Raw genomic sequence first — 19,874 nt, forward strand, 5'->3', positions numbered from 1 at the left:
CCTTGGATGGATAGGTGCAGCGTGTTCCGCCTGCCTGGGCGCAAGTCTACACGCAGGGATGGTCTCTTAGCGTGTCGAGGAAGCGGCGAGACAGCGCTGCGCAGGGCTATCCGGAGATGCTGTGACCGGCGTTGGCAACATCGGTTCAACCTTGGCCGGTAAAAAAAGCGGCTGCCCGGGCGTCGCGCAGGGACCAGCCCCTCGACACCCGGGAGTGAAGGATACAGTGATTAAAGGAGGATTAAAGATGAAAGCTGAGGGGCGCTGTTCATCCTTCCTTATATATGGACAGGCCAACCCCTTCGCGGGCTTGCCCGCGAAGACGCCAGCCTGGTCAGTAGATCATTCCAGAGCAGCCGCCGGCCCGAAGAACTCGTAGCGGCTCTGCGCATCCGGAACCCCCAGGACCTTGAGGTGACGACGGATCGCCGCCATGAAGCCCTTTGGTCCAAGGAAGTAGGCATCCACGTCACGCGCTCGCGGCAGCCACTCGGCCAGCAGATCCTGGGTCAGCAGGCCGACCGCATTGGCGTCACGGCTGCCGTCGTCCTCGGCATAGCAATAGAAGCGTTGCAGTTGCGGATGCTGCGCCGCCAGGCTGTCGATCCAGTCACGGAAAGCATGCACCGAACCGTTGCGTGCGCAGTGGATGAAGTGCACCGGACGCTCGGTCTTCAGCGCAGCCTCGAGCATCGCCAGGGTCGGGGTGATGCCGACACCACCACTGATCAGCACCAGCGGCTTGTCGCCAGGTGCCAGGGTGAAGTCGCCAGACGGCGGGAACAGCTTGAGCGTGTCGCCGACCTGCAGTTGATCGTGCAGATGGTTCGACACCTTGCCCCCGGCCTCGCGCTTGACACTGATGCGGTACTGTTCGCCATCGCACAATGCCGAGAGCGAATAGTTGCGGCGCTGTTCGGCACCGTCGATAAACAACTGCAGGCCGATGTACTGACCAGGCTCGGCCTTGAGTACCGGCTTACCATCGATGGGGGCGAAGTAGAACGAGACGATCTCGCTGCTTTCCTGCTCACGGCGCACCACACGAAAATCCCGGGCACCACGCCAGCCGCCGTCAGCCTCTTCCTTGGCCTTGTACAGGCCCTCTTCGGCACCGATAAGAATATCGGCCAGCTGGCCATAGGCCGCGCCCCAGGCAGCGATCACTTCCGGGGTGGCGATGTCCTTGCCCAGCACTTCCTCGATGGCGCGCAGCAGGCAACTGCCAACGATCGGGTAATGTTCGGGCAGGATCTGCAAGGCCACATGCTTGTTGATGATCTGGCCAACCAGGCCACCCAGTTGTTCCAGCCGGTCGATATGGCGGGCATACATGAGCACGCCGTTGGCCAGCGCACGAGGCTGGTCACCGCTGGCCTGGTGCGCCTGGTTGAACAGCGGACGCACTTCGGGATACTCGCTGAGCATCATCTTGTAGAAGTGAGTGGTCAGCGCCTCGCCACCGCTCTCGAGCAGCGGGACGGTAGCCTTGATGATTGCACGTTGGTCGGCATTGAGCATTGCAGTGACTCCTGAGCTTTGGGCTTCGAATGACTACCCAGCCAATCGCAATTACAATGCCAACAATTAAATTCTTTTAAATCAACAACTTGATATCAATGAAGTCAATATGACCTGAATCAATTGAAGTCATAATGACTGCAATAGTCAAAATGACCAAGCCGTTGAGCCTGTGAGTGATCACTGGCTCAACGGCCCGCCCCTCATGACACATCGATCACGCAGCAGCTCGCTGAACCGAGTAGGTCACCGACACATCAACCTCTTCAAAAGACTTGATCACCGCGTTGCCCACAGTGAAGCTGAATGGGAATCCCGTGAACGTCTTGGTCTCGGTGTAAGCTGGCGGGGTACCCCCAGAAGCTGCTTCCCAATGCAGCGTGACTGCATCGTTCACACGCAGACTTGCACTGTCCGGGATCTCGATGATTGCATTCTCGGTACCCGAGGGCATCGACGCACCGGCACCACTGCCTTCTACCTGGGCACAGGTCGGTGCCGGCAAATTGGCTGCCCCACTGTCCACAACGTTGTAGACGTTCTCGGGCGAGGATCGCCTGATATCGAACTCGGGGGTATGCACCGAATAACTCAAGGTGAGGGTACCGTCCACCAATGGGCTCAGGTAAGGCAACGACACCTCGAACACAAGCTCGACTTTTTCGCCCCCGACGGGAACCGTCAGGTCGGTTTGCCAGGTCATGCCACCGCCGTTACCGACCTTGCCAGTCCAGAACAGCGTAACTACATCCCCTGCCCGTTGCCCTGGGTAAACGGGCACTCGCACATGGACCTCCTCGGCGCTCAGGCTGGTCAGATCAATCTCGTCACCTACCGCTTCGAGCAGAACCGGGGGCTGCAACGCAATGCCCTCACCGACGATGATGATCGAGCGCCGACGTGAGGGTCTGGCATTACCGCCGGCAGCAGGTGTGGACTCGTAATACACGGTAGCGAGACCGTTCACCACGAGGGCCGCGTAGATATACGGCAGAATGAAGATCTTGTCCCTGGTCCCATTGATCGTTCTGGCCGGCCAATCATACGGCACCTGCTTACCATCGGCTTCGGCACTTAGCCCAACCCAGTGCATGGTGACGGAATCCCCTCTCGCGTACCCCTCGTAGTCAGGTAGGTAGATGGTCACATCGTCACCGTCCAACGCTGCCAGGTCCAATTTGTAGGGTGGATTCTCCGCTCCCTCCACTTCAGGGGCCTCGAGTGCGTTGGGGTCTTCGACCTTCACGTAAGTAGGCGGGGAGGGACGCGAGTAGTTCTGCACCCGATCACGGATTTCGTAATACACCAGCAGGTTTTCACCGCTCCCACCCTCCCTGATCAACTCAGCGGGAACGTTGATCACCCATGGCTTACCCACATCACCCGCGACCAGGCGGTTCCCGACATGACGAGCACCGTTCCAGACCAGTGTGATCTGGTCATCCGGCTGCATGAAATCCCATGCCTCGATCGTAACCCTCACGGGGGTGGTAGGGGAGTCGATCGTGGAGGGCGTCACTATAGGCGCGACAAGGTTTTCATTGGCCGGAGATCCTGGCCTGGGATCGAGCCCTCCAGGCACACGAAGATCGATCAGCACCTCCCGATACTCCGAGTAGCGTGTTTCATCGGCGAGCGGGTCATACAGCCTATAGAAGACGTAACCGAAGTATGGGTAAGGAATATCATCGTCTACCGGTAGATTCAGGTCATCGCGTACCACGCCAAAGCTCAACCAGCCCCGCGCCTCGGTTTCTGCATCCAATAGGTAGAACTGCACCGGCTCCTCTGTCGGAGGGGCTTGAGGTGGTTGCGTGGAAGGTTTGACAGATGTCCAGAAAAGGCTGACTTCATCGCCCACTCGAACGACGTCCGGCAGTTTGGCTGACATCGACACGACACGGGTAGGATCGAACAACTCACTCCAACCCAAGCCATCGCGCGGTAGGCCACCAGAGTCCATATCCGTGATAACCAGTGGGTGCAATGCATCTGCCATGGTTGAAACAGGAAATTTGCTGAGAAATATCTCTTGTTTGGTCATTGGAAAAATACCTTCGCCCGATTGAAAGGATACCCAGCCGTTGCCTTACCCGTCAGACGGGACGGGTGGCATAAGGTGTCGTCCAACTCTATCCACTACCGACGAGGGCGTAACCTGACAGATTTACCAGGTAAGAATGCCGAGTAACCTCATGTCACGCGGCAGGCAGATCTTGACGTCAAGCAGACAACTCGCGACCGTATGCCCCAGACGCCGCTCCAGGACGCCCGCATGTTCGCAAAACCCCTGCTCACCGCCCTCCTCCCCTTGGTCAGCGACCTCTCTCGCGACCTGCCTGACCAGGAGCGCTATCGCCGTCTGTTGCAAGCCATGCGCAGCTTGCTGCCCTGCGATGCCGCTGCCTTGCTGCGCCTGGATGGCGAGTGGCTGGTACCGCTTGCCGTCGACGGTTTATCCACAGACACCCTGGGGCGACGCTTCAAGGTCAGCGAACACCCTCGCTTCCAGATATTGCTAAGCCGATCGCAGCCGACTCGCTTTGCCAGCGACTCCGAACTGCCGGACCCCTACGATGGGTTGGTCAACACCCTCGAAGCAGGCCTGGAGGTTCACGACTGCATGGGCTGCCCGCTGATGGTCGACGAGCGCCCATGGGGTTTGCTGACCCTCGATGCCCTTACTCCGGGCCAGTTCCAGAGCCTTGAACTGGATGCCTTGCAGGCCTTCGCCAGCCTGGCTGCCGCCACTGTGACCGTGGCCGAACGCATCGAGAACCTGGCCTTGCGCGTGGAAACCGAGCAACAACGCGCCGAGGTTTATCGACAGGTCAACGATCAGCACAGGGAACTGATTGGCCAAAGCCCTGCGCACAAGCACTTGCTGGAAGAAATTCGCCTGGTGGCGGGCAGCGACCTGACCGTATTGGTCACCGGGCAGACGGGTGTCGGCAAGGAACTGGTCGCACTGGCGCTGCACCAGGCCAGCAAACGTGCGGACAAACCGCTGGTCAGCCTCAACTGCGCCGCACTGCCCGAAGCCTTGGTGGAAAGCGAGCTGTTCGGTCACGTCAAAGGCGCCTTCACCGGCGCGCACAGTGAGCGCCGTGGCAAGTTCGAACTGGCCGACGGCGCAACGCTGTTTCTCGATGAGGTGGGCGAACTGCCTCTGTCAGTGCAGGCCAAACTGCTGAGGGTTCTGCAAAGCGGCCAGTTGCAGCGCCTGGGTTCGGATCAAGAACACAGGGTCGATGTGCGCCTGATCGCCGCCACTAACCGAGACCTCGCCAGCGAGGTGCGCAACGGGCATTTTCGCGCCGATCTCTACCATCGCCTCAGCGTTTACCCGCTACAGGTACCGCCGTTGCGCGAGCGAGGCAGAGACGTACTGCTGCTCGCCGGTTTCTTCCTCGAGCAGAATCGCTCCCGGCTGGGCCTGGACAGCCTGCGTTTGAGCGCAGAGGCCCAGGCAGCGTTGCTGGCCTACGACTGGCCAGGCAACGTACGCGAACTGGAGCACCTCATTGGCCGCTCCGCGCTCAAGGCGTTGGGTCGGCATCCACAACGTCCACGCATACTCACCCTGGACGCAGTCGACCTGGACCTGCACATTGCGTCAGCCATCAAGGATCACTCACCTGATATCGCGGGGATAAAAGCGTTGCCATTGCCTGAAGGGGGGCTGCGCGAAGCGATGGACACCTATCAGCGTCAGCTCATAGAGGAGTGTCTGTTGCGCCATGAAGACAATTGGGCCGCGGCCGCTCGGGAACTGGGTATCGACCGCGCCAACTTGAGCCGGCTGGCGCGCCGACTGGGGGTACGCTGATACACGGATGATCGCGTCCGGACGCAGCGGCGGCCGGACACGATCATCCTGCATCATAGGTTGGGCGTTAACTCAGGTCGATGTTGATACCGACCAGCGACGACCGCTCCCTCTCGTTGATGCGGTATCCGAAAAAGGCGCGTGTTTGGTTGTGCTCAAGCAATTCGGCACGCGTAAATGCCACCTCGGTAAACTCGGCAGGATCATCGACGGTATAGACGGGTTGCAAATAACGCCCAGAATTCTGGCTATCGCCCAGCCACAACTCGACCGTATCGCCGGATTGGCCGCCAAAATAAGGGTTGATTTTCACCCACAACTTGTCGTCTTGCAAAAGTTCGTCTGTAATCCCTTGGCGCTGATCGTCGGTGAAGTTGATCGGTGGCAGGGGAGCTATCTTTAAAATCTGGTTCATTTCGTATTCAACCTTACAATGAATGCTGTATTGGGAAGAAACAGTCACCGCGCTTAGCTCAAGGCAGTGTGCAGGTCCCGCCCCCCTGATTCAGCGCAAAATAGACATATCCTTGGCTGGCTTGAGTTGGGCCGATATCGTTTTCGATGGTGTAATCGACAATGGCCCCATTTCGACAGATATAGTACGTGAGGCTGTACGGCAGCGGCACATCAATATAACCAGTGTCCAAGTCACTCTGTGTCAGGGCAACACCCGCCATCTTGATACGCGATGCTTCGATCGGTGTGAAAGGCGGTGGTGGCGGAGTCACCTGGTTTAACGGTGTCTCGATACCCACGAAATCGTAGCTTACCCTTGGATTCTTCGTCAGTTCGATATTGGAGACACCGGCCAATGGAATACGGAACACGGTGCCTGCCATACCGACAGCGCGCGTGATGATATTCCGCGAGTTTGCATCAGGGAAACTCGCCTGATTCAGCGGGTTACCATCGCCCGGTAATTCAGCACCGGCAGTCACTCTGACACGCTGAATCGGCGAACGAACCGTTACCGGTACAGGGTTGGGACTGGCAGGTAATTCCCGAGTGAGGGTAAAGTACACATCGAACTCGCCAGATCCGGTTTGATCGATAACACCGGTGAACGGAATCGGGTAATTGATATTCGCCGGCTCATTGCTCACCGTGACGGTAACGGGCGTAAGTTCCGGATTGGAAATATTCTGCCAGTGCAACTGAATCACATCATCCACCAGCCAGATCGGCTTGTTGTCAACGCCTGGACGCGTGATGATGGCCACGGCATCTTTGCCAAAATCTCCCGGCGTGATCGTGTTATCAGGGCTGGTCCCGCATTTGATCGTTGGCGCCTTGATGTTCCCGTGCTCCGGCAGCTCCGGATTCGGGTCGGGGTCAGGTCCGCCAGGGGTGGTCAGATTCACCTCTACAGGAGTATCGCCAGAGGTAATCGGGGGCTGCCCTGCGCGGCTCATCTGGTACCGGACGTTGATGTTGCCATCGCCTTCCTGCCTGACGATCGCATATGGCACTTCCAGGGTGACCAGCGGATCGTTGATCGCATCGGCTGGAGTGAGGACATAGGGCGCCAATCTCGCTGCCCCCCAGCTCAGTACGATAGAATCGCCCGCCGAGGCGCCGTCATAGGTGGGGATAGCGACGCCGACGCTGGGATTGGCATCATTGTAGGTGATCAGCCCATCGTCGGCTTCCGGTACAAGTGGTGCATCCAACGCAGGCAACTGGAGGAACACCTCGATTGGAGTGGTGCTTGAAATCCCACTGATGTTGCCTGCCCAGTCAGTGACGCGATAAGCAAAGTAGCGCAGACCATCTCCCGCGTCTTCCAGCTCTTGGCGAGTAATTTCTACGCGCACATTCAAGGTGGGATTGGTGACCTCGAATGTGGGCACCAACCAAGTACCGGAGCTTTCATCGGCAGAGGTGCCCAGCCAAAGTTCTATCTTGTCTTCGGCTTCGCCGTAGTGATAGGGGCTAATTACAAGTGGCAGCACATCAGCAACCATATCCGCTTCGGTAATACCACTAAGTTGCTCCTCGGTGAAGGCAATGGGCGGTAACTGCGCACCTCCCGCTGCCCGACGGTCAAAACGGGTATTCACTACACGCTGAGAGGGCTGCCCATTTTCGGAAAAGGGATCATAGATACCGTAGTCCAGTGCAACGGTGACATCAGTTCCTGGCGCGGGGAATTCACTCTGAGGATAAATTAACGTGAACTCGATGAGCGTGGGGTCATCGAGATCCGCCTGAGTAATTTCCAATTCATCGCCGAACCAGGTTCCGGCGTTGAACAAGCGAATAAAGTCACCTGGTCGTAGATCGCTACTTTTGGGAACCTTCACCTCCAAGTCGTTATCAAGTTCAATAATGGGAATAATTCCGCGCGTTGCATCACGCACGGGAACGGTCAATTCCGGCAACGCGAGAATGCGAATACCGCTGTGTTTTCTACTGGTGGTAGCAATCGTGACTTTACTGTTCATAAAGATTCCTCTCGCACGTGCTTGATATGGATCAAGCACCATCAATATTAAGCCGACGGAAAACCTCAACAGCGCCATGGCAGGGCGTCGGGATGACTTGCGAGATCCATATTGATGAAGCAAGCCTCGTCTGTAACCTAGCAAATTTAACAGGTGCACAAAACGCAACGTGGTCTACAGTAACGCCACGGCATCGCTGCAAAGGATTGGGCACTCATGCATGCACCTAGGGAGCTAGTCACATGAGGAAGGACTGTATCGAAAAGCACGTTTCTTATCGCTCGCCATCGGTCTTGCTGCTTCTTGCAATCAGTCCTTTATCCCTGGCGGCGAGTCTGGCGCCGGGCAGCAGCGCGACAGTCGGTGCGGGCTCTCCCCCCGAAACCTGGACCCTTAACGCCGCAGCACTCTCGGTGACGCCTGGCGGCGCCACGTTGAGTGTCGTTGCGCTACCCGGCTCCACGGTGACCTTGGACGGAGCGTCGGTAACAGGCGGCGCACAACGAGGTGTGGTGCTCACCGAGTCCACGGGAACAATCAAGGACTCCACTTTGAGTTCGACGGGCGATACAGGTCTTTCGGTCATCAGAGGAGTAGGCGCCGTAGCCCCGGGCTCGACGGTGCTGGTGACCAACTCCACGATTTCAGGCACAGGCCGAGGCCTCAACGTGTCGGGAGGTAGCAGCGCTACGCTCATCGACTCGACGATCATCGGTTCAGGGGTGGTTGGCAGTACAGTAGCGGGTAATGGACTGGGCATCACGCTGGTCGGTGGCGAGGCGATCCTGCGTAACAGCAACGCCACGGGCACCAATCGTGGCGCAGGCCTATTCGGTTCGGGGGGCGACAATACAGCGCCACGCCTGGAGTTGGACAATTCCAGCCTGACATCGCAGGACGGCAGTGCAATCGTGGTCAGCAACCAGAGCGCTCAAGCCATGTCCGCCGAGATCGTCATCGCGAATGGATCGACGCTGATTGCCGCCAACCAGACCCTGATCGAGGTGGGATTACCAGGCGACCTGGCAGGCAGGGTGGCTCAGGCAGACATTTTGATCGACGCGAGCACGCTGACGGGCAATATCCAAGTTGCCCAAGGTGGGCTCGCCGATCTAAGGATGATCAACGCCGCACAATTGACAGGCGACTTGAACAACCTCAGCAGCTTGCAACTCGACGCCAGCTCAGTCGACGGCAACTTGAACCAGCCCCTAGGCTCGAGCGCAACCGCGGATTTGGCAGCCGGCTCGCGTTTCAATGGCAATATCAACAACGTGCGCAGCCTGAGCCTGGATGCCAGTAGCGTGAGTGGAAACGTCATCTCTGCGGCAGGAAGTCAGACCGAAGTCGTCCTGCGCAACGCCTCGACACTGGACGGTACGGTCAGCAATGCAGCCAGCGTGTCGCTTGACAACAGCCGCATGACCGGCGAGATGATCCAGGATGCGCAAACACCCGGTGTGCTGAACCTGACCAACGGCTCGCTGTTCACCGGTACCGTGCGCAATGTTTCCCAGACCACGCTGGATGCTTCATCCCGCTTGGCCGTGATCGATGATTCAAGTGTCGGAGCCCTGACCCTCAACGGTGGAACCGTCGACCTGCGCCCCGCTCAGGGCCCCTTCCACACCTTGACGGCCACCAGCCTTCAGGGCTCGGGCACCTTCGTTCTGGGTACCGACCTGGCAGGGCACCTGAGCGATCTGGTGAATATCCAGGGGCAGGCTCAAGGGCAGCACGGGCTTCTGATCCAGAATACCGGTGCCGAGCCCGTACAGGGCGATTTGCCGCAACGTGTCGTGCATACCGAAGGAGGAGATGCGCGCTTCGCCGTTCTCAGCCAAACCGGCACCGTGGATGTCGGCGCCTACTCCTACCTTCTGGAGCAACGTGCTACCGACTGGTATCTGGTGCAAGCCCAGACGCCGATCATCTCGCCCAGCGCGCAAACAGCCATCGCCGTGTTCAGTGCAGCGCCAACGGTCTGGTATGGGGAGCTGAGCACGCTGCGCAGCCGCCTGGGTGAGTTGCGCCAAGGCGGCAATCAGGGCGGGGTATGGGCACGCAGCTATGCGAATCGTTACCGGATCTCGACGGCCGATCAGGTCGATTACCAGCAGACCCAGCAAGGCATATCGATTGGCGCGGACACCGCCCTGCCCAGCCAGAATGGGCAATGGCTGGTCGGTGTGATGGGCGGCTACAGCGATTCTGAACTGAGCATGCGCCTGGGCAGCAATGGTCGTGTCAACAGCTATTACCTGGGCCTCTACAGCACCTGGCTGACCGACGGCGGCTACTATGTCGATGCCGTACTCAAGGCCAACCGCTTCGAAAACAAAGCAGACGTTCGCATGAACGATGGCGAGAAGGCCAAAGGCGACTATTCCAACTACGGCATGGGAGGCTCGGTAGAAGCCGGCCGCCACATCAAGCTCGCCGACAACTGGTTCGTCGAACCCTATACGCAGGTGTCTGCCTTGTGGGTCGACGGTGAGAACTACAGTCTCGACAATGACCTGCGTGCCAGAAACAACAAAGCGAACTCGCTGCTCGGCAAGGTGGGTACCCACCTGGGGCGCACGCTGCCACTGGAATCCGGAGGTTTCGTCCAGCCCTATGTCAAAGTCGCAGCCGTACGCGAGTTCGCTCGCAACAATAAAATCAAGGTAAACAACGCCACCTTCCATGACGACCTGTCCGGTGGACGCGCAGAGCTTGGCGTAGGTATAGCTGCCACGCTCAGTGGAGCACTGCAGGCCCATGCGGACTTCGACTACAGCAACGGCAAGAACATCGAGCAGCCTTGGGGCGTGAACATAGGGGTACGCTTCAGCTGGTGAGGCTCTTTAATGCGAAACCAGTGGTCGCTGTAGGATTTTTCCTGGCCCCCAAGGGAATTACCCTGCATCCCTCCAGGTATCCGTACGCATTAAATATCGGCCCTTCAATTCCGGCCGAGTCTCATCATGAAGCCCACTGTTGTATCACTGCGCCTCGCCACGCTAGGCCTGGCAATAGTTCCCCTGGTATCAACAGCTGAACAATGGAGTGTCCCGGCAGGGACTCGCTTCATTGTCAGCCCTGGTTTTCCAGAATATTCCTACCTCGTCCACGTGGGTGCGACCCTCAGCGTACGACCCGGAGCATCCACTGCCGCCATCACGGCATTCAATCATGCTCAGGTGAATATCGACGGTGCCAGCGTAAACGCTGTTGGTAGTAACGCAATCACGCTCTACAACAGCCATACCGTCATCGACGCCAGCAGGATCATCGCCAAGCTCGATCCTGCGCGCCCTAACGCTCAGGCCTTCGGCATACGTCTCTCGGGTTTTGAACAAGCCTCGAGTGCCCGCATCAGCAACAGTTTCGTTTCGGGAATAGCCAGAGGGATCAATGTAACCAACGACGCCCTGCTGGATTTGAGCAATACGCAAGTGGAAGGTCTGGCCGGAACCCCAGGGGCGGACCTGATCCCTGGAGGTGTTGGCGTAGTAGTGGCAGGCGCGAACGCCAGGATTCGTGAAAACAGCGTGGTCAGCGGCGACAACAATGGCATCGTGATTTTTTCTGCGACCACTGGCGCGGCCAACAAGGAGTCCAATCTTTTACTCGACAGGTCTACCGTCATCGGGCGTGAAGGCAGCGCTATCAAGGTGACGAGGGATCGGACAGAGGAGAAGGTCAATATCCAGATCGACAACGGCTCGGTCTTGATCGGTGGCAACGGTGTCATTCTGGAAGTGGCAGACCAGGCCACTGCCGATGTGTCGGTGAACAACAGCCAGCTCGATGGAAACATCGTGGTGGACGATGGTTCTCATCTTGACCTGGCCCTGGCCAACCACGCCAGCCTCACCGGCACCATCACCAACGCCAGTTCACTGGCTCTGGACGGCACCTCGATCTGGACCCTGACCGGTGACTCCAGTGTCGACAAGCTGAACCTCGAGGGCGGAACCGTGAACCTGCGCGGCGTCGAAGGCAGCGCAGGCCTCAACCGTCTTGAACTCGGCGAGCTGTCCGGTTCGGGCACCTTTGTCCTCGGCGCCGACTTGAGTACCGGCCAGGGCGACCTCGTCGATGTCAGCGGCAAGGCCAGCGGTGAGCATCACCTGCTGGTGGAAAATACCGGCACCGATCCGAACGCCGCAGTGATCGACCATCAGGTCGTGCACACCGGCGAGGGCAGCACCTCGCAGTTCGACCTGATCGGCGGCCAAGTGGACTTCGGTACCTTCGCCTACGAACTGGAACAGCGCGGCGACGACTGGTTCCTGGTGCGCAAGGGCGATACCACCACCCCAGGCACACGCACAGTCACCGGTCTGTTCAGCGCGGCACCTACCGTTTGGTACGGCGAAGCAACCACCCTGCGCTCGCGCATGGGTGAACTGCGCAACGGCAACACCCAGAGTGGCGGCTGGATGCGCACCTACGGCAACAAGTACAAGGTGTCTGCCGGCGCCGGTGCCGCCTATGACCAGGTACAGCAGGGCATTTCGTTCGGTGCCGACGCGCCGCTGCCGTCGAGCAGCGGCCAGTGGCTGCTGGGGGTGACCGGTGGCTACAGCCGCTCTGACCTGGACCTGTCCGGTGGCACCAGCGGCAAGGTCGACAGCTTCCATATCGGTGTTTACAGCACCTGGTTGGCGGACGATGGCCTGTACGTCGATGCATTGATCAAGGCCAACCGCTTCCAGAACACATCTGACGTGCGCATGAGCGATGGCCGCAAGGCCAAGGGCGAATACAACAACAACGGCATTGGCGCCTCGGTCGAAGTGGGCAAGCACATCAAGCTGGACGACGGCTGGTTCGTCGAACCTTATACCCAGGTGTCGACGCTGTGGGTCGACGGTGCCAGCTACAACCTGGACAACGGCATGCGCGCCAGCGCCGCCAATGCCGATTCCTTGCTGGGCAAGGTCGGTAGCCATGTCGGCCGTACCTTCCCTCTGGATAAAGGCGGCTTCGTGCAGCCCTACGTGAAGGTCGCAGCAGCCCACGAGTTCGCCCGCAACAATCAGGTCAAGGTCAACGGCAACAAGTTCGACAACGACTTCTCGGGCAGCCGCATCGAACTCGGTGCCGGTGTGGCCGCGCAGGTGACCGACACCGTGCAGGTGAATGCAGGCTTCGACTACATGAAAGGCAACAACATCGAACAACCGTGGGGAGTGAACCTGGGTGTGCGTTACAACTGGTAATCTTTCGAGGGCCGCGAGGCCCTCTTTTTTTGCCTAAAGCCTGAACGGCAAAGGCCGATAACCCGGCATCCACTCCCTTTTCCGACATGCCCGAAGGTTATCCATGGCCACGCAAAATGCCCGCGCGGACTCGCTGTCCCTGCTGCTGTTCACCCTGCGCAGCGGCAAGCTGATGGCTATCAACCTGCTCAAGGTCAGCGAGATCATCCCCTGTCCGCCCCTGACCAAGCTTCCCGAGTCGCATCCCCACGTCAAAGGCGTAGCGACCCTGCGCGGCAACTCGCTGTCGGTGATCGACCTGTCGCGGGCGATCGGCGAAATGCCGTTGGCCGACCCGGACGGTGGCTGCCTGATCGTCACCGACATCAGCCGCACCCGCCAGGGCCTGCACGTGCAGGCGGTCAGCCGCATCGTCCATTGCCTGAGCACCGACATCAAGCCACCGCCCTACGGCTCGGGCAACCGCTCCTTCATCACCGGCGTGACCCGGGTCGACAATACGCTGGTACAGGTGCTGGACATCGAGAAAGTCATCCACGGCATCGCCCCGCCGGAACCTGAAACGCATCCCGGCGAGCTCAGCGCAGAAGATGCCAGCCTGCTGGCCGCCGCCAACATCCTGGTGGTGGACGACAGCCAGGTGGCGCTGCAGCAATCGGTGCACACCCTTCGCCACCTCGGCGTCGAATGCCATACCGCGCGCAGCGCCAAGGATGCGATCAACGTCCTGCTGGAGCTGCAGGGCACCGCCCAGGAAATCAACATCGTGGTGTCGGACATCGAAATGTCCGAGATGGACGGCTACGCCTTCACCCGCACCGTGCGCGAGACCCCGGACTTCAAGCACCTCTACGTGCTGCTGCACACCTCGCTGGACAGCGCCATGAGCGCCGAAAAAGCCAAGGTCGCAGGCGCCAACGCGATTCTCACCAAGTTCTCCTCGCCCGAGCTGACCGACTGCCTCGTCGTCGCGGCGCGAGCGGTCGGGTTCGCCGAGCGCTGATACATCTGGCGACACAATGCCTTCACTTGATGGTGGGGAGGACTCGGGCATAATCACTCCCCTTCCGAGGTTTTCTTGCCGGTACCGCTTATGACCCTTCTTCGCATTGCCCTGATTGCCCTCGCCATGACCAGTGGTCTTGCCCAGGCCTCCAGCCCCGACGCCTGGAACGAGTACCGCCAGCAGATGGTCAAGCGCTGCCTGGCCGCCAGCCAGTTCAAGGACGCCCACGCCCTGGGCAAGCCCGCCGAATTCGACGACCGCACCGCCTACAGCGCCCTGCTGATCGAAGGCGTGTACAAGCCAAAATCCATGAAGAACCAGACAGGCACCGAACTGTGCCTGTACGACCGCGCCCAGCAGCAAGCCTACGTCACCGAATGGAAGCCAGGCGCCAAGTGAGCGACGGCATTCGTTTCGCCTGCACCGGCTGCGGCAAGTGCTGCACCGGCCACCACGTACCCCTCACGCTCGCCGAGTCCCGCCAGTGGGCTGCCAGTGGCGGTCAGGTCGTGGTGCTGATCGAAGGCTTCATCACCGATGGACCGGGCATGCCGGTCGAGCAACGCGATCATGTGCTGCGCCGTTCGCTCGCCGTGCCTTGCGGGAGTGCAGAGGTGCGGGTCTCGGTGACCTTCGCGGCCTTCAATCCAGGGCGCTGTCGCAACCTGGATGCCAACAACCTGTGCGGCATCTATGAAACACGCCCGCTGGTCTGTCGTATCTATCCGGCCGAGGTCAACCCGCACCTGCCTCTGCGCGTCGAAGCCAAGGATTGCCCACCCGAAGCCTGGCAACAAGGCCCGCAACTGATCGTCGGCAACAGGGCCGTCGACCCGCAACTGGCCGCACTGATCGAAGCCTCGCGCCAGGCCGACCGCGACGACATCGCCGCCAAGGTTGCCGTCTGCCAGGCGCTGGGCATGACCACCAGCGCGCTCAAGGGCAACGGTTTTACCGCCTGGCTGCCAGACATGCAGGCGTTTCTCGCGGCGTTGGATCAGGTGAGCGATCAAGCGCACGTGCCATGGACTGTGCATGTGCAAGATGCCGAACTGGCCGACGGGCTGCAGGGGCATGGGCTGCTGACGACCGGCGAAGCGCCGGTGTACTACGCCTTTATCGGGTTCTGAGTGCGTGTGGATCAACTGTCTGGCTCAAAATCTAGAAGCCAGCCCAATCCCTGTGGGAGCGGCGGTTCGCCGCTGCGACTTGCCCCGCGAACACGGGCGTAGCCCGTGCCAGGCAGCGCGGTGTCTTTTTCGCGGGTAAATCGGGGCGCCGAACCGCCGCTCCCACAGGGATTGGGCTGACCTTCAGATTTTGAACCAGACAGTTGCTCTTACAGGTATCGCACTGGGCTGGAATCTGCGGCGCCTCACCTCCAACGTTGGCGTTCGACTCCAGGGCAAATCCCGGAGAGCACTGGTCCAGCGCAATTCCTTGGCAACTGGCCATCAATGATTGGAAACTGTCAGCGCTGTCAGCCAGACGTCACGTTGCCGACCCGATCGGCGGGCTATAAGCAGAAAAGAACCTGACAAAAGTCTGGAGCCGCGAGACGCCAGCACGGTTTCCAGCCCTCCCCCACTGACCGGTACCAGCCCCGATGCGACGTCCCTCCCGCCCCCTCGTCCTCGCCGCCCTGGCCATCCTCCTGCTGATCGCCTTGACCGGTTGGCTGCGCCTGCGCCAGGACACGCCTGCCCCACGCGCGCAAAACGCCGTGCCGGTGAGAGTGGTCAGCGTCACCCAGCAGGACGTGCCGCGCTTTGCCAGCGCCATCGGCTCGGTGCTGTCGCTGCACAGCGTCGATGTACGCCCGCAGGTCGAGGGCATCCTCACCCAGGTGCTGGTCAAGGAGGGCCAGTGGGTCAAGGAAGGCGATCTGCTCGCCACCCTCGACGACCGCGCGATCCGTGCCAGCCTCGAGCAGGCCCGCGCCCAGCTCGGCCAGAGCCAGGCCCAGTTGCAAGTGGCCGGTGTCGACCTCAAGCGCTACCGCCTGCTGAGCAGCGACGACGGCGTCTCGAAGCAGACCCTCGACCAGCAACAGGCGCTGGTGAATCAACTCCAGGCCACGGTCAAGGGCAACCAGGCGGCCATCGCCAATGCCGAAGTACAGCTGTCGTACACGCAGATCCGCTCACCGGTGACCGGTCGCGTCGGCATTCGCAATGTCGACCCCGGTAACCTGGTGCGCAGCAGCGACACCCAGGGTCTGTTCAGCGTCACCCAGATCGACCCGATCGCCGTCGAGTTCGCCCTGCCCCAGCAGATGCTGCCGACTCTGCAGACGCTGCTCAAAGCGCCCTCCCCGGCGGTGGTCGAGGCTTACATGGACGCCGACGGCGAACGCAGCCTGCTCGGCCAGGGCCATCTGGCGCTGATCGATAACCAGATCTCGGCCAACACCGGCACCGTGCGCATCAAGGCCGAATTCGACAACAAGGATGGCCTGCTGTGGCCCGGCCAACTGGTGACCATCCGCCTGCGCACCGCTGTCGATGAGCAGGCGCTGGTGGTGCCGCCACCGGTGGTGCAGCGCGGCGTCGATGGTCATTACGTCTACCGCCTCGATGGCGACAAGGTCGCCAGCGTACCGGTCAAGGTGCTCTACCAGGACAGCGACCTGAACATCGTCGCCGGGGTCAAGGCCGGTGATCGCCTGGTGCTCGACGGCCAGTCGCGCCTCAAGCCCGGGGCACGGGTCGAGGTTGCCCCCGACGTGCCCGCCAGCCCCGAAGTGGCTGACCGCCGGAGCCAGCCATGATCACCCGCAAAGGCGTTTCGGCCTGGTGCATCGACCACCCCATCGCCACCCTGCTGCTGACCTTCGCCCTGGTGCTGCTGGGGGCCATCGCCTTTCCGCGCCTGCCGGTGGCGCCGTTACCCGAGGCAGATTTCCCGACCATCCAGGTCACCGCACAGCTTCCCGGCGCGAGCCCGGAAACCATGGCGTCGTCGGTGGCGACGCCGCTGGAGGTGCAGTTCAGCGCCATCCCCGGCATGACCCAGATGACCAGCAGCAGCGCACTGGGCTCGACCACGCTGATCCTGCAGTTCACCCTCGACAAGAACATCGACACCGCCGCCCAGGAAGTCCAGGCCGCGATCAACACTGCCACTGCGCGCCTGCCGCAGGACCTGCCCAGCCCACCGACCTGGCGCAAGGTCAACCCGGCCGACAGCCCCGTGCTGGTGCTGACCGTCAGCTCCGAGCAGATGCCTGGCAACGAGCTCAGCGACTACACCGAAACCCTGCTGGCACGCCAGCTCAGCCAGATCGACGGGGTCGGCCTGATCAACATCACCGGCCAACTGCGCCCCGCGATTCGCGTGCAGGCGCAGCCCGAGAAGCTCGCGGCCATCGGCCTGACCTTGGCCGATATCCGCCAGGCCATCCAGCAGACCAGCCTGAACCTGGCCAAGGGCGCGCTGTACGGCGAACACAGTGTCTCGACCATCGCCGCCAACGACCAGTTGTTCCACCCCGAAGACTACGCCCAGCTCATCGTCAGCTACCGCAACGGCGCCCCGGTGCGCCTGCAGGACGTAGCCAAGGTGATCGAAGGCGCCGAGAACGCCTATGTCAAATCCTGGTCCGGGGACAAACCTGGGCTGAATCTGGTGATCTTCCGCCAGCCCGGCGCCAACATCGTCGACACCGTCGATCGCGTGCTCGACGCCCTGCCCCGCTTGCAGGAAATGCTCCCGGCCTCGGTCGAGGTGTCGGTACTCAACGACCGCACCCAGACCATCCGCGCCTCGCTGCATGAAGTGGAACTGACGCTGATGATCGCGGTGGTACTGGTGATCGGGGTGATGGCGCTGTTCCTGCGCCAGTGGTCGGCAACCCTGGTCGTCTCCAGCGTGCTGGGGGTATCGCTGATCGCCAGTTGTGCACTGATGTACGTGGCAGGCTTCAGCCTCAACAACCTCACACTGGTGGCCATCGTCATCGCCGTGGGCTTCGTGGTCGACGACGCCATCGTGGTGGTGGAAAACATCCACCGTCACCTGGAGGCCGGCGATGACAGCCGCACCGCAGCGATCAAGGGCGCCGGCGAGATCGGCTTCACGGTGATCTCGATCAGCTTCTCGCTGATCGCCGCGTTCATTCCGCTGCTGTTCATGGGCGGCGTGGTCGGGCGATTGTTCAAGGAATTCGCCCTGACGGCCACCTCGACCATCCTGATTTCGGTGGTGGTATCACTGACCTTGGCCCCGACCCTCTGTGCCTTGTTCATGCGCAAACCGCCGCAGGAACACCACGACGGCTTTGGCCAGCGCCTGATGCGCTGGTACGAAAAGGGCCTGGACCGCGCCCTCGCCCACCAACGCCTGACGCTGGGTGTGTTCGGCCTGACCCTGGCGTTGGCAGTGATCGGCTATGTCGCCATCCCCAAGGGTTTCTTCCCGCTGCAGGACACCGGCTTCATCCTCGGCACCAGCGAGGCCGCAGCCGACGTGTCGTATCCGGCGATGATCGAGAAGCACAAGGCCCTGGCAAAGATCATCGAAGCCGACCCTGCGGTGCGCGCCTTCTCCCATTCCGTCGGGGTCACCGGCAGCAACCAGACCATCGCCAACGGCCGTTTCTGGATCAGTCTCAAGCCCCGCGGCGAGCGCGATGTATCGGCCAGCGAACTGATCGACCGCCTGCGCCCGAAACTCGCCCAGGTGCCCGGCATCGTCCTGTACCTGCGCGCCGGCCAGGACATCAACCTCAGCTCCGGCCCGTCGCGCACCCAGTACCAGTACGTGCTCAAGAGCAACGATGGCGTGGCCCTGAACCTGTGGACCCAGCGCCTGACCGAACGCCTGCGGGAAAACCCGGCATTGCGCGACCTGTCCAACGACCTGCAACTGGGCGCCAGCGTCACCCACATCGACATCGACCGCCAGGCCGCCGCACGCTTCGGCCTGACCACCACCGACGTCGACCAGGCGTTGTACGACGCCTTCGGCCAGCGCCAGATCAGCGAGTTCCAGACCGAGACCAACCAGTACAAGGTGATCCTCGAACTCGATGCCCGCCAGCGCGGCAAGGCCGAGAGCCTTAACTACTTCTACCTGCGCTCGCCGTTGTCGGGCGAGATGGTGCCGCTGTCGGCCCTGGCCCATGTCGCACCGCCCAGCACCGGCCCGCTGTCGATCGCCCACGACGGCCTGTTCCCGGCCGCCAACCTGTCGTTCAACCTCGCCCCCGGCGTGGCCCTGGGTGATGCGGTGCGCATCCTCGAACAGACCCAGCGCGAGCTGGGCATGCCCGACGCCATCGTCGGCAGTTTCCAGGGCGCGGCACAGGCGTTCCAGAGTTCGCTGTCGAGCCAGCCGTGGCTGATCCTCGCCGCACTGGTGGCGGTGTACATCATCCTCGGTGTGCTCTACGAGAGCTTCGTGCACCCGCTGACGATCATCTCCACCCTGCCCTCGGCGGGGCTTGGTGCACTGATCCTACTCTGGGCCATGGGCCAGGACTTCACCATCATGGGCCTGATCGGCATCGTGCTGCTGATCGGTATCGTCAAGAAGAATGGCATCCTGCTCATCGACTTCGCCCTCGATGCCCAGCGCACGCAGGGCATGACACCCGAGCAGGCGATCCACCAGGCCTGCCTGACGCGCTTCCGGCCGATCATCATGACCACCCTCGCTGCCCTGCTCGGCGCTGTGCCGCTGATGTTCGGCTTCGGAGCCGGTGCCGAGCTGCGCCAACCGCTGGGTATCGCGGTGGTCGGCGGCCTGCTGGTCAGCCAGGCGCTGACGCTGTTCACCACCCCCGTCATATACTTGGCCCTGGAACGCCTGTTCCACCGCCGCAAGGTCGCCAACGCGGCCGCGACTGCCAGTTGAGACAA

Annotated in this window: 12 protein-coding genes; 8 read left to right on the top strand and 4 right to left on the bottom strand. The window is 61.0% G+C overall.

Going from position 1 to position 19,874, the window contains the following annotated elements:
• Positions 1–342 precede the first annotated feature (342 nt).
• A complete protein-coding gene (hmpA, locus tag ACTYOL_RS23030; RefSeq protein WP_444757099.1) occupies positions 343–1,521 on the bottom strand; it encodes an NO-inducible flavohemoprotein in 1,179 nt (392 codons plus the stop codon).
• Positions 1,522–1,738: 217 nt separating this feature from the next.
• Complete coding sequence (locus tag ACTYOL_RS23035) at positions 1,739–3,565, bottom strand: hypothetical protein (RefSeq protein ID WP_444757100.1); 1,827 nt, start codon at positions 3,563–3,565, stop codon at positions 1,739–1,741.
• A 231-nt stretch (positions 3,566–3,796) separates the two neighbouring features.
• Here ACTYOL_RS23035 and norR point away from each other — a divergent pair, with 231 nt between their 5' ends.
• A complete protein-coding gene (gene norR / locus ACTYOL_RS23040; protein WP_444757101.1) occupies positions 3,797–5,350 on the top strand; it encodes a nitric oxide reductase transcriptional regulator NorR in 1,554 nt (517 codons plus the stop codon).
• A 67-nt stretch (positions 5,351–5,417) separates the two neighbouring features.
• Here norR and ACTYOL_RS23045 read toward each other — a convergent pair whose 3' ends face one another.
• Both ACTYOL_RS23045 and ACTYOL_RS23050 read right to left on the bottom strand, forming a co-directional pair.
• Complete coding sequence (locus tag ACTYOL_RS23045) at positions 5,418–5,765, bottom strand: hypothetical protein (RefSeq protein WP_153774768.1); 348 nt, start codon at positions 5,763–5,765, stop codon at positions 5,418–5,420.
• A gap of 58 nt (positions 5,766–5,823) precedes the next feature.
• Positions 5,824–7,794, bottom strand: coding sequence for a hypothetical protein (locus ACTYOL_RS23050; protein WP_444757102.1), 1,971 nt, complete (start codon positions 7,792–7,794; stop codon positions 5,824–5,826).
• Between the two features lie 242 nt (positions 7,795–8,036).
• Here ACTYOL_RS23050 and ACTYOL_RS23055 point away from each other — a divergent pair, with 242 nt between their 5' ends.
• The 7 genes from ACTYOL_RS23055 to ACTYOL_RS23085 all read left to right on the top strand — a co-directional run bounded on the left by ACTYOL_RS23055 (position 8,037) and on the right by ACTYOL_RS23085 (position 19,869).
• Complete coding sequence (locus ACTYOL_RS23055; protein ID WP_197892340.1) at positions 8,037–10,637, top strand: autotransporter outer membrane beta-barrel domain-containing protein; 2,601 nt, start codon at positions 8,037–8,039, stop codon at positions 10,635–10,637.
• Positions 10,638–10,979: 342 nt separating this feature from the next.
• Positions 10,980–13,007, top strand: a complete 2,028-nt coding sequence (locus ACTYOL_RS23060) for an autotransporter outer membrane beta-barrel domain-containing protein (protein WP_444757103.1) — start codon at positions 10,980–10,982, stop codon at positions 13,005–13,007.
• 103 nt (positions 13,008–13,110) lie between these two features.
• Positions 13,111–14,010: a chemotaxis protein gene (locus ACTYOL_RS23065; RefSeq protein WP_054892508.1), complete on the top strand. Its 900-nt coding sequence runs from the start codon at positions 13,111–13,113 to the stop codon at positions 14,008–14,010.
• A gap of 90 nt (positions 14,011–14,100) precedes the next feature.
• On the top strand, positions 14,101–14,412 hold the full coding sequence (locus tag ACTYOL_RS23070; RefSeq protein ID WP_054892507.1) for a hypothetical protein: 312 nt from the start codon (positions 14,101–14,103) through the stop codon (positions 14,410–14,412).
• Positions 14,409–15,143 carry a YkgJ family cysteine cluster protein gene (locus ACTYOL_RS23075; RefSeq protein WP_153774763.1) on the top strand — a complete coding sequence of 245 codons (735 nt, stop codon included), beginning with the start codon at positions 14,409–14,411 and terminating at the stop codon, positions 15,141–15,143. Before ACTYOL_RS23070 ends, ACTYOL_RS23075 begins: the two co-directional genes overlap by 4 nt.
• Before the next feature lie 476 nt (positions 15,144–15,619).
• On the top strand, positions 15,620–16,783 hold the full coding sequence (locus tag ACTYOL_RS23080) for an efflux RND transporter periplasmic adaptor subunit (RefSeq protein ID WP_444757104.1): 1,164 nt from the start codon (positions 15,620–15,622) through the stop codon (positions 16,781–16,783).
• Complete coding sequence (locus tag ACTYOL_RS23085) at positions 16,780–19,869, top strand: multidrug efflux RND transporter permease subunit (RefSeq protein ID WP_444757105.1); 3,090 nt, start codon at positions 16,780–16,782, stop codon at positions 19,867–19,869. The genes ACTYOL_RS23080 and ACTYOL_RS23085 overlap by 4 nt, the downstream gene beginning before the upstream one ends.
• Positions 19,870–19,874 lie beyond the last annotated feature (5 nt).

This window comes from Pseudomonas sp. A014 (assembly GCF_052378495.1).
In the GTDB taxonomy this organism is placed as follows: domain Bacteria; phylum Pseudomonadota; class Gammaproteobacteria; order Pseudomonadales; family Pseudomonadaceae; genus Aquipseudomonas; species Aquipseudomonas machongensis.